Genomic DNA, 9,898 nt, shown 5'->3' with positions numbered 1-9,898 from the left:
CCTCCGTGCGGTGAAGATTCGACACCTCCACCACACACGGGGGCCTTCGCCATGATCAAGCCCGGTCAGCGTTAACAACGCTCGTGATCAATACACCTAGGGCCTGTCTGACACTTCCCGCCTGCTCCGCGGCGTCCGGCACACACGCTCGCCGCGCTGCCGAACCGCTCACGTGGCTCCTCCCGCACGCTCGAACAACCTCGCGCGGGCGGACCCCCATCGAGGGCGCTCCGGCGCCTTGCGATCGCACGCGCAGACGCCGCGGAACCCGCTCTTCGGGCGGACGACGGGAATGTGTCAGACGGGCCCGAGGGGGTGCCGCAAAGCCCCGCCCGCCCCGCGGCGTCCGGCAGGATCTCTGCCCGCAGGGCCCGCCCTCCGGGCACACGACGGGACTTCGCGGACACCCCCTCGGCCCCGGCCCGGACCGGTTCGGAGCCGGGCCTGACCCCGCTGTGACGGGCCGGGCCGCCGGGGCCGGGCAAACCGTTTCACGGTCACGCCTGCCCGCCCCATAGGATTAGGGCCTGGCGCCACATTCCCGCCTGCCGTGCGACGCCTGGCACGCACGCTCGCCGCGTTGCCGAATCGTCCACGTGGCCCCGCCACGAGGACGCTCCGGCGCCCTGCGATCGCTCGCGCCTCAGGCCGCACGGCCCGCCCCCGGGGCGGACGACGGGAAGGTGACGCCAGGCCCGAGGCCCGAACCACACACTCACCCCAGAGGATCGCTGCATGCCTGGCATCACGCGCGAGGAGGTCGCCCACCTCGCCCGGCTGGCGCGTCTGGAGCTGAAGCCCGAAGAGCTCGACCACTTCGCGGGACAGCTGGACGACATCATCGGCGCGGTCGCCCGCGTCAGCGAGGTCGCCGACCAAGACGTACCGCCGACCTCGCACCCGCTCCCGCTGACCAACGTCATGCGCCCGGACGAGGTCCGTCCCTCGCTCACCCCCGAGCAGGCGCTCTCCGGAGCCCCGGCCCAGGAGCAGCAGCGTTTCAAGGTGCCGCAGATCCTGGGGGAGGAGTAACCCGCCATGACGGACAGCCCCATCATCAAGCTCACGGCCGCCGAGACCGCCGCGAAGATCGCCTCCGGCGAGCTCACGGCCGTCGAGGTCACCGAGGCCCACCTCGCCCGGATCGAGGCCGTCGACGAGAAGGTGCACGCCTTCCTGCACGTCGACCGCGAGGGCGCGCTCGCCCAGGCCCGTGCCGTCGACGAGAAGCGCGCCAAGGGGGAGAAGCTCGGTCCGCTGGCCGGCGTTCCCCTCGCGCTCAAGGACATCTTCACCACCGAGGGAATCCCGACCACCGTCGGCTCCAAGATCCTCGAAGGCTGGATCCCGCCGTACGACGCGACCGTCACGAAGCGGCTCAAGGCCGCCGACGTGGTGATCCTCGGCAAGACCAACATGGACGAGTTCGCCATGGGGTCCTCCACCGAGAACAGCGCCTACGGGCCGACCGGCAACCCCTGGGACCTGACCAAGATCCCGGGCGGCTCCGGCGGCGGTTCCTCCGCCGCGCTCGCCTCCTTCCAGGCCCCGCTCGCCATCGGCACCGACACCGGCGGCTCCATCCGCCAGCCCGCCGCCGTCACCGGCACGGTGGGCGTGAAGCCGACGTACGGCGGGGTGTCGCGCTACGGCATGGTCGCCTTCTCCTCCTCCCTCGACCAGGGCGGCCCCTGCGCCCGCACGGTCCTGGACGCGGCCCTGCTGCACGAGGTGATCGCCGGCCACGACCCGATGGACTCCACCTCGATCGACGCCCCGGTCCCGCCGGTCGTCGAGGCCGCCCGCAACGGCAGCGTGGAGGGCATGCGCGTCGGCGTCGTCAAGCAGTTCCGCGGCGAGGGCTACCAGGCCGGTGTCATCCAGCGGTTCGACGAGTCCGTCGCGCTGCTGAAGGAACTGGGCGCCGAGATCGTCGAGCTGGACTGCCCGTCCTTCGACCTGGCGCTGTCGGCGTACTACCTGATCGCGCCGTCCGAGTGCTCCTCCAACCTCGCCCGCTTCGACGGCCTGCGCTACGGCCTGCGTACCGGCGACGACGGCACGCACTCCGCCGAGGAGGTCACCTCCCTGACCCGCGAGGCCGGCTTCGGCCCCGAGGTCAAGCGCCGCATCATGCTCGGCACGTACGCCCTGTCGAGCGGCTACTACGACGCGTACTACGGCAGCGCCCAGAAGGTTCGCACGCTCATCAAGCAGGACTTCGACAAGGCGTTCGAGCAGGTCGACGTGATCGTCTCCCCGACGACCCCGACCACCGCCTTCGCGATCGGTGAGCGCGCCGACGACCCGATGGCGATGTACCTCGCCGACCTGTGCACCATCCCGACCAACCTGGCGGGCAACGCGGCCATGTCGCTGCCGTGCGGTCTCGCCCCGGAGGACAACCTCCCGGTCGGTCTGCAGATCATCGCCCCGGTCATGAAGGACGACCGTCTTTACAAGGTCGGCGCCGCCGTCGAGGCCGCCTTCGTGGAAAAGTGGGGCCACCCGCTGATCGAGGAGGCTCCGTCGCTGTGAGTGCACTGACCAAGGCCAAGGGCTTCAAGAAGTCCAGGTCCGGCACGTACCTGTCCATGGCCGGGACCGCGTTCGGCGCGATCGGCGTCGCCAAGCGGCTGAAGAAGGCCCGCGCCGAGAAGGACACCCTGGTCCTGATCGACGCCACCGTGTCCGCCGTCGCCATCGTCACCGGCCTCGCGATCCTGTACCGCGAGCTGAAGCGGCTGGGCGACGACGACGTCCTGCTGGGCTGAGAGGGAAGTTTCACCGTGACCACCACGACCGACCTGGTGTCGTACGAGGAAGCACTCGCCTCCTACGACCCCGTCATGGGCCTCGAAGTCCATGTCGAACTCGGCACCAAGACCAAGATGTTCTGCGGTTGCTCGACCGCCCTCGGCCAGGACGCCAACACGCAGACCTGTCCCGTGTGCCTCGGCCTGCCCGGCGCGCTCCCGGTCGTCAACGCGACCGGCGTCGAGTCCGCGATCAAGATCGGCCTCGCGCTGAACTGCGAGATCGCCGAATGGTGCCGCTTCGCCCGGAAGAACTACTTCTATCCGGACATGCCGAAGAACTTCCAGACCTCCCAGTACGACGAGCCGATCGCCTTCAACGGCTACCTCGACGTCCAGCTGGAGGACGGCGAGACCTTCCGCGTGGAGATCGAGCGCGCCCACATGGAGGAGGACACCGGCAAGTCCACGCACGTGGGCGGTGCGACGGGCCGTATCCACGGCGCCTCGCACTCGCTCCTGGACTACAACCGCGCCGGCATCCCGCTCATCGAGATCGTCACCAAGCCGATCGTCGGCGCGGGCGAGCGCGCCCCCGAGGTGGCGAAGGCCTACGTCCGTGAGCTGCGCGAGGTCATCAAGGCGCTCGGCGTCTCCGAGGCCCGTATGGAGATGGGCCAGATGCGCTGCGACGTGAACCTGTCGCTGCGCCCGAACGGCACCGAGAAGTTCGGCACGCGTTCCGAGACGAAGAACGTGAACTCGCTGCGGTCCGTGGAGCGCGCGGCCCGCTTCGAGATCCAGCGGCACGCGGCCGTGCTGAGCAGCGGCGGGACGATCATCCAGGAGACCCGGCACTTCCACGAGGACACGGGGTCGACGACCTCGGGCCGCGTGAAGGAGGAGGCCGAGGACTACCGGTACTTCCCGGAGCCCGACCTCGTCCCGGTGGCCCCGTCCCGCGAGTGGGTCGAGGAGCTGCGGGCCGGACTGCCCGAGCTGCCGCTGGTCCGCCGCAACCGGCTCCGCGAGGAGTGGGGCGTCTCGGCCACCGACATGCAGGCGATCCTGAACGCCGGTGCGCTGGAGCCCATCGTCGCCACCATCGAGGCCGGGGCCGACGCCGCCTCCGCCCGCAAGTGGTGGATGGGCGAGCTGGCCCGCAGCGCCAACGAGTCGGGCAAGGCGCTCGACGAGCTGGCGATCACGCCGCAGCAGGTGGCCCGGGTCGCCGAGCTCGTCGTGAAGGGCGACCTGAACGACAAGCTGGCCCGCCAGGTCATCGAAGGCGTCCTCGCGGGCGAAGGCACCCCGGACGAGGTCGTCGACAAGCGCGGTCTGAAGGTCGTCTCCGACGAGGGCGCGCTCACCGCCGCCGTCGACGAGGCCATCGCCGGCAACCCGGCCATCGCGGACAAGATCCGCGGCGGCAAGGTGGCCGCGGTCGGCGCGCTGGTCGGCGCGGTCATGAAGGCCACCCGGGGCCAGGCCGACGCGGCCCGCGTCAAGGAACTGATCCTGCAGAAGCTGGGCGTCAGCGAAGGCTGACCTCCGCGAACCCCACAGGGGGACGCACCGCTTCCGGTGCGTCCCCCTGCGCGCTTGTGCCTACGGGCGACGGCCGACGACCCGGACGAAGCCCAGCGTGGCGCCCTGGTCCAGGCGCAGCATCTCGGCGCTCCGGCCGGCCATCCGGATGTGGAACTCGTCGGTGCGCTCCTCGGCCACGACCTCGCTCCACCGCAGCCAGTCGCGCCAGCCGTCGTCCAGCCAGTCGGCCGTCTCGACCTCCACGGCCCCGCTGCGGGTCCAGTGGCGCCGCCACCAGGCGGCCGTGTGGAAGCACCAGAATCCGGGCTCCCAGTACGGCCGCAGGTGCTCCGGCGGCTCGACGCCGTCGATCTCCTCGCGCAGCGCCGGTACGACGACCCCGATCCGCCCGCCCGGCTTCAGCAGCCGCGTCAGCTCGGGCAGGTACAGGTCGTCCGTGCCGAAGTACTGGTAGGCGTCGACGGAGACGATCGCGTCGAAGCTGTTCTCGCCGAACGGCAGGTCGTGCGCCTCGGCGAACACGGGCAGGACGCGGTCCGCGACGCCGGCCTCGGCGATCCGCGCCGCGTTCTCGTCGGGCCTGATCCACAGGTCGGCGGCGGTGACCTGGAGGTCGTACTCCCTGGCGAGGAAGATCGACGTCATGGCGCGGCCGCAGCCCAGGTCGAGCACGCGCGAGCCGGGGCTCAGGGTGTCGAGCCCCAGGGCCGGGGCCAGCCACTCCAGCAGCCACAGCGCGTGCGGGCCCATCTGGTTGTCGATGGTCCAGCGGGCGTCGTAGCGGTTGCTGCGCGGGTAGCGGGGGTGGCTGACGCGGTCAGTGAGGGGGTCGTTCGAGGTCCGGGAAGTGAGGTCCGACATCAGTGAACGGGCTCCTTGAGTCCTTGAGGAAGAAAGGGGATGCGTCGGAGCTCGGTCGGACCGTCAAACAATGCACCTGCTTCGGCCGGGCGGCGGGGTGCCGCGGGCGTTCCTCGGACCCGCGGACGCTAACAGCCGTCCCGTCGGCCCCGCATCCGGTTTTCCCCGCCCGACGCGCTACCGTCTCGGCCATGAGTGGACGCGCTGATTCCGACACCGATCCTGATATGACGGGCCCGGAGGCAGCCGCCGCGCAGGACGCCGAGCCGGACGCGGAACCGGACGACGAGCTGGGCACCGAACTGGACGAGGAGCCGGACGACGCCGAGGATCCGGCGGAGGACGCGCGGCGGGCCCGCTGGACGGCGGCGGGTACGGGCGCCGCGCTGACCCTGGCGGGCCTGGCCGCAGCCCTGCTCCGCCTCACCCGCTCCGCCCCGGCGTTCGTCCCGGCGGCGTACGCCGGCGGCGCGGCCGTCTGCGCGGGCGCCGCCGTGCTGGGCGCCCGGGGACGTACCCGGCGGGCGCTGTGGCTGCTGATCGCCGGCGTGATGGTGATGGCACTGGGGGACCAGTCCGACTGATCCCCCCCCCCGCTGTGAACAAGCCCACGAAACCGACAAATGATCTCGTACGCCTGTAAGAGTGATTCCGCATTGCTCATGCGTTCTTTGCGGGCTGTTCAGTTCATGGACGACTGCTCCCGATCAAAGATCCAAAAAAGTCACTCTGGGAGCACGTTTCGTGGCAGCCCTCGCACGCTGGTGTGTCCAACGCCGTCTGGTCACCGTTCTGCTGTGGCTCCTCGCCTTCGCGGGAGTGGCCACGGGCGCCGCAGTCGCCGGCTCCGCGTACTCGAACGACTACCAGGTCCCCGGGACCGAGTCGGGCCGCGCCACCCAGCTGCTGCACGAGGGCTTCCCGCAGCTCGGCGGCGACAGTGACACCGTCGTCTGGCACACCACGTCCGGCAGTGTCCGCGCCGCCGACGTCGAGCAGACGATGACCCGCGCCCTGGAACGCGTCGAGAACCTGCCCGGCGTGGCCTCCGTGACCAGCCCTTACGACGGGCCGGGCGCGGGACGCGTCAGCGCGGACGGCCGTACGGCGTACGCCACGGTCACCTTCGACGGCCAGGCGGAGGACGTCAGCCGGTCCGAGGCGCAGGCCGTGGTCGACACCGCCAAGAGCGCTCAGACCGACGGGCTCCAGGTGGAGCTGGGCGGCAGCGCCGTCGCGCTCACCCAGTCCTCCGGCGGGCACCTCGCCGAGGTCGTCGGCGTGGTCGTGGCCGCGGTCGTGCTGTTCCTCGCCTTCGGCTCGCTCGCCGCCTCACTGCTGCCCATCGCCACCGCCCTGGTCGGCGTCGGCACCGCGTACGCCGGGATCGTGCTGCTCGGGCACATGATGACCGTCGCCGACTTCGCCCCCATGCTCGGCATGCTGATCGGGCTCGGCGTCGGCATCGACTACGCGCTGTTCATCGTGACCAGACACCGGCGCGGGCTGAAACGCGGGCTGTCCGTCACGGAGGCGGCGACCAACGCCGTCGCGACCACGGGACGGGCGGTCGTCTTCGCGGGTGCCACCGTTTGCATCGCCCTGCTGGGCATGCTGATCCTGCGGCTGAGCTTCCTCAACGGCGTCGCCATCGCCGCCAGTCTGACCGTGATCCTCACCGTCGCGGCCTCCGTGACCCTGCTGCCCGCGCTGCTGTCCCTCATCGGGATGCGGGCGCTCAGCCGCCGCGAGCGCCGCCGCCTGGCGGAACACGGGCCCGAACCCGAACTGCCCACCGGCTTCGCCGCCCGCTGGTCGGCGTTCGTGGAGCGCCACCCCAAGGTGCTCGGAGCGGTCGCCCTGGTGGTCATGGCCGTCCTCGCGCTGCCCACGTTCTCCCTGCACCTGGGCACCTCCGACCAGGGCAACGACCCGAAGACCTCCACCACACGCCAGGCCTACGACCTCCTCGCCGACGGCTTCGGCCCCGGCGTCAACGGCCCGCTCACCCTCGTCACGAACGTCGACGGAGCCGAGGACAAGCTCGCCCTGGACAACCTCGACGCCACGCTGCGGACCACCGAAGGCGTCGCCTCGGTGACCCCGGTGACGTTCGACTCCGGCGGCCACACCGCGTACCTGACCGTCGTACCGGAGTCCTCGCCGCAGTCGAAGCAGACCAGCGACCTCGTCGACCGGCTGCGCGAGGAGGTGCTGCCCCGCGCCGAGGCGGGCACCTCGCTGGACACGCAGGTCGGCGGCATGACGGCCGGCTACGACGACTTCGCCGACGTCATCGTCTCCAAGCTGCCCCTCTTCGTCGGGGTCGTGATCGGCCTGGGCTGTCTGCTGCTCCTGCTCGCCTTCCGGTCGATCGGCATACCGCTGAAGGCCGCCGCGATGAACGTCGCCGCCGTGGCCTCCGCCTTCGGGGTGGTCGTCGCGATGTTCCAGTGGGGCTGGGGCAGCGAACTGCTCGGCCTCGGCAGCGCGGGGCCCATCGAACCCTTCCTGCCCGTGATCATGGTGTCGGTGCTCTTCGGCCTGTCCATGGACTACCAGGTGTTCCTGGTGAGCCGGATGTACGAGGAGTGGCTGGAGACCGGCGACAACCGGCGGGCCGTCCGGGTCGGCCTCGCCGAGACCAGCCGGGTGATCAACTCGGCGGCGGTCATCATGATCTCCGTCTTCCTCGCCTTCGTGCTCAGCGGCGACCGCGTGATCGCCATGTTCGGCATCGCCCTGGCCGCCGCCGTCGCCCTGGACGCATTCGTCCTTCGGACGCTCCTCGTCCCCGCCCTGATGCATCTGCTCGGCGGCGCCAACTGGTGGCTGCCCCGCTGGCTCGACAAGCGCCTGCCGAGGATCAGCATCGAACCGCCCGAGGCCCGGGCCGCCCATGAGAGGCTGGCCGCCGCGACGGACGCCGAGGCGGCGGACGTCCTGGCCGAGGAGGAGCGGCAGCGGGATGTACGCGATATCCCTGGGTGACGGCGCGGAGCTGCGGCCCCTGGAGCCCTGGCACGCGGAGGAGTTCTTCGCGCACCTGGAGCGGGGCAGGGACTTCATCGGGCGGTTCATCAACTTCGGGTCGCAGGAGACGGACGTGGAGTCCGCGCGCGCCCTGCTCCAGCGGTACGCCGAGATGCGCGCCGCCGACACCCGCTCGCTGCACGGGCTGTGGCTGAACGGCAAGCTCGTGGGCGGCGTGCTGTTCCTGAACTTCGACGCCGCGAGCGGCAACTGCGAGGTCGGCTGCTGGCTGGAGCCCGCCGGGACCGGGCGTGGTCTGGTCACGCGGGCGATGCGCATCCTGATCGACTGGGCGGTCGAGGAGCGCGGCATTCACCGGATCGAGTGGGTCGCCGCCTCGGGTAACCAGCCGAGCCTCAACGTCGCCCGGCGCCTCGGCATGACCCGCGACGGTGTGCGGCGCGAGGCCCACCCCTATGGTGGCGTACGGCACGATCTCGAAGTCTGGTCGGTGCTGGCGCCCGAGTGGCGCGCCGCACGCGCGCGTGCCGCTCACGACGATCATTAAGAGACTTCTCAGACAGCGACCCTACGGTGCGACACATGGCAACGAACGCAGTGGACGAGACCGAGGCCACCGAGGCCACGACCGACGAGAAGGCGGTGGACACCACCAAGTCCGACGAGGTGACCCGGACCGAGGTCCCGGCCGAGACCGCCGAGACCAAGGAGGAGGGCCCCACCGGCGTCGGCCAGGGCGCCGCCGCCGTGGTCTCCGCCGCGCTGGGCGTCGTCTCGCTCACCGGCAGCTGGCTCGGCACGGTGGCCGCCGCCCGGCAGAACCTCATCGGTCAGCTGGAGACGGCACAGAACGCGGGCGTGGCCAAGCAGATCCAGGCGGTCTACGGCGACGCCTGGCAGACCACCGCCCTGTGGGGCGGCTTCTTCGCGCTGCTCGCGCTGGTCGTCGGCGTCGTGACGCTCGCCCGGCCGGCGTTCGGCACGCCCGGCAGGATCCAGGCCCCCTGGATCAAGTCGGTCGCCTGGGCGGGTGTCGCGCTGGGCGTGATCGGCCTGTTCCTGGCCGTCCTCAAGTACACCGGCATCCTGCTCGGACTGCCGTCGGCGGGCTGAGTCACCGCACGTCCTGAGGGGTCTTAGGGAATCCGTGAGCACCTTACGGATTCCCTGAGGCCCCTCAGCCGTGTCTAAGGCCCCGCACGCCCCCGAAGATGCGGAACTCTCCCGATGTGGCAGCCGGGCCTGGGAGACGAAGGTGGAGGCATCGCAGAAGAGGCACCGCGCAAAGCGAAGCCCCTTCACCCGACCTCTCACCAAGGACACGCCATGTACGAGTACGAGCTCCAGCAGCTGCGCGCCGCCGACCTCATCCGCCGCGCCGACCACGAGCGCCAGGTCCGCGAGGCCGCCCGGGCCCGCCGCGCCGCCCGCCGCGAAGCGGCGGAAAGCTCCCCCGAGCACGAGAGCCATACCCGCCGCTTCCGCCGGCCACGGTCGGCCCGCGCCGCGTGAACAGGGAGGCGGGACCGGCCGCCTCCACGATCCGCCACACAGAGGCGGCCACCGCTCCGGTGGCCGCCCGTACGGATGTGGCGGGTGTCCGAGGGGATGCGGCTGCCGGTGCTGGGGGCGTCCGGGTGCGGGCGGCTGTCGGTCCCGGGGATGTCCGGGCGGGGGCGGACGCCTCCACGATCGCCCGCATGGGCGCGCTTGCGGCGGTAGCCGCCCGGACGGAC

Annotated in this window: 10 protein-coding genes; 9 read left to right on the top strand and 1 reads right to left on the bottom strand. The window is 71.2% G+C overall.

The genetic code is table 11. The annotated features are described in order from the left end of the window. Positions 1-735 precede the first annotated feature (735 nt). Genes gatC through gatB form a run of 4 tightly spaced genes read left to right on the top strand, consistent with a single transcriptional unit; the run spans position 736 to position 4,304 of the window. The gene (gene gatC / locus ABZ192_RS37140) at positions 736-1,032 is read left to right on the top strand and encodes an Asp-tRNA(Asn)/Glu-tRNA(Gln) amidotransferase subunit GatC (protein WP_004925108.1); all 297 of its coding nucleotides are present in this window, start codon (positions 736-738) and stop codon (positions 1,030-1,032) included. Between the two features lie 6 nt (positions 1,033-1,038). Beyond that, positions 1,039-2,538: an Asp-tRNA(Asn)/Glu-tRNA(Gln) amidotransferase subunit GatA gene (gene gatA / locus ABZ192_RS37135; RefSeq protein ID WP_356928867.1), complete on the top strand. Its 1,500-nt coding sequence runs from the start codon at positions 1,039-1,041 to the stop codon at positions 2,536-2,538. Continuing rightward, positions 2,535-2,774 (top strand): hypothetical protein, encoded by a 240-nt coding sequence (locus tag ABZ192_RS37130; RefSeq protein ID WP_010041822.1) that lies wholly within the window; start codon positions 2,535-2,537, stop codon positions 2,772-2,774. The genes gatA and ABZ192_RS37130 overlap by 4 nt, the downstream gene beginning before the upstream one ends. Positions 2,775-2,789: 15 nt before the next feature. Next, entirely contained in the window at positions 2,790-4,304 is a 1,515-nt protein-coding gene (gatB, locus tag ABZ192_RS37125) for an Asp-tRNA(Asn)/Glu-tRNA(Gln) amidotransferase subunit GatB (protein ID WP_356928866.1), read from the top strand. A 60-nt stretch (positions 4,305-4,364) separates the two neighbouring features. Here the strand turns inward: gatB and ABZ192_RS37120 are convergent, their stop codons facing one another. Continuing rightward, entirely contained in the window at positions 4,365-5,168 is an 804-nt protein-coding gene (locus tag ABZ192_RS37120; protein WP_356928865.1) for a methyltransferase domain-containing protein, read from the bottom strand. A 191-nt stretch (positions 5,169-5,359) separates the two neighbouring features. Between ABZ192_RS37120 and ABZ192_RS37115 the strand changes: the two genes are divergently transcribed. From ABZ192_RS37115 to ABZ192_RS37095, 5 genes are all read left to right on the top strand, one after another. Then, positions 5,360-5,752 (top strand): hypothetical protein, encoded by a 393-nt coding sequence (locus ABZ192_RS37115; protein ID WP_356928864.1) that lies wholly within the window; start codon positions 5,360-5,362, stop codon positions 5,750-5,752. Positions 5,753-5,912: 160 nt separating this feature from the next. Further along, positions 5,913-8,159 carry an MMPL family transporter gene (locus ABZ192_RS37110; RefSeq protein ID WP_356928863.1) on the top strand — a complete coding sequence of 749 codons (2,247 nt, stop codon included), beginning with the start codon at positions 5,913-5,915 and terminating at the stop codon, positions 8,157-8,159. Continuing rightward, positions 8,137-8,709, top strand: coding sequence for a GNAT family protein (locus tag ABZ192_RS37105; protein WP_356928862.1), 573 nt, complete (start codon positions 8,137-8,139; stop codon positions 8,707-8,709). The genes ABZ192_RS37110 and ABZ192_RS37105 overlap by 23 nt, the downstream gene beginning before the upstream one ends. Positions 8,710-8,744: 35 nt before the next feature. Further along, the gene (locus ABZ192_RS37100) at positions 8,745-9,275 is read left to right on the top strand and encodes a hypothetical protein (RefSeq protein ID WP_356928861.1); all 531 of its coding nucleotides are present in this window, start codon (positions 8,745-8,747) and stop codon (positions 9,273-9,275) included. Between the two features lie 213 nt (positions 9,276-9,488). Then, positions 9,489-9,674, top strand: a complete 186-nt coding sequence (locus ABZ192_RS37095; RefSeq protein ID WP_356928860.1) for a hypothetical protein — start codon at positions 9,489-9,491, stop codon at positions 9,672-9,674. Positions 9,675-9,898: the final 224 nt, after the last annotated feature.

This window comes from Streptomyces sp. NPDC006235, assembly GCF_040613735.1.
Classification (GTDB): Bacteria; Actinomycetota; Actinomycetes; order Streptomycetales; family Streptomycetaceae; genus Streptomyces.
This window is presented reverse-complemented; position numbering and strand designations above follow the sequence as displayed.

Bases quoted from the DNA above. Each gene is read 5' to 3' on its own strand.
- gatC (WP_004925108.1), top strand. From the start codon at position 736: ATGCCTGGCATCACGCGCGAGGAGGTCGCCCACCTCGCCCGGCTGGCG.
- gatA (WP_356928867.1), top strand. From the start codon at position 1,039: ATGACGGACAGCCCCATCATCAAGCTCACGGCCGCCGAGACCGCCGCG.
- ABZ192_RS37120 (WP_356928865.1), bottom strand. From the start codon at position 5,168: ATGTCGGACCTCACTTCCCGGACCTCGAACGACCCCCTCACTGACCGC.
- ABZ192_RS37115 (WP_356928864.1), top strand. From the start codon at position 5,360: ATGAGTGGACGCGCTGATTCCGACACCGATCCTGATATGACGGGCCCG.
- ABZ192_RS37105 (WP_356928862.1), top strand. From the start codon at position 8,137: ATGTACGCGATATCCCTGGGTGACGGCGCGGAGCTGCGGCCCCTGGAG.
- ABZ192_RS37100 (WP_356928861.1), top strand. From the start codon at position 8,745: ATGGCAACGAACGCAGTGGACGAGACCGAGGCCACCGAGGCCACGACC.
- ABZ192_RS37095 (WP_356928860.1), top strand. From the start codon at position 9,489: ATGTACGAGTACGAGCTCCAGCAGCTGCGCGCCGCCGACCTCATCCGC.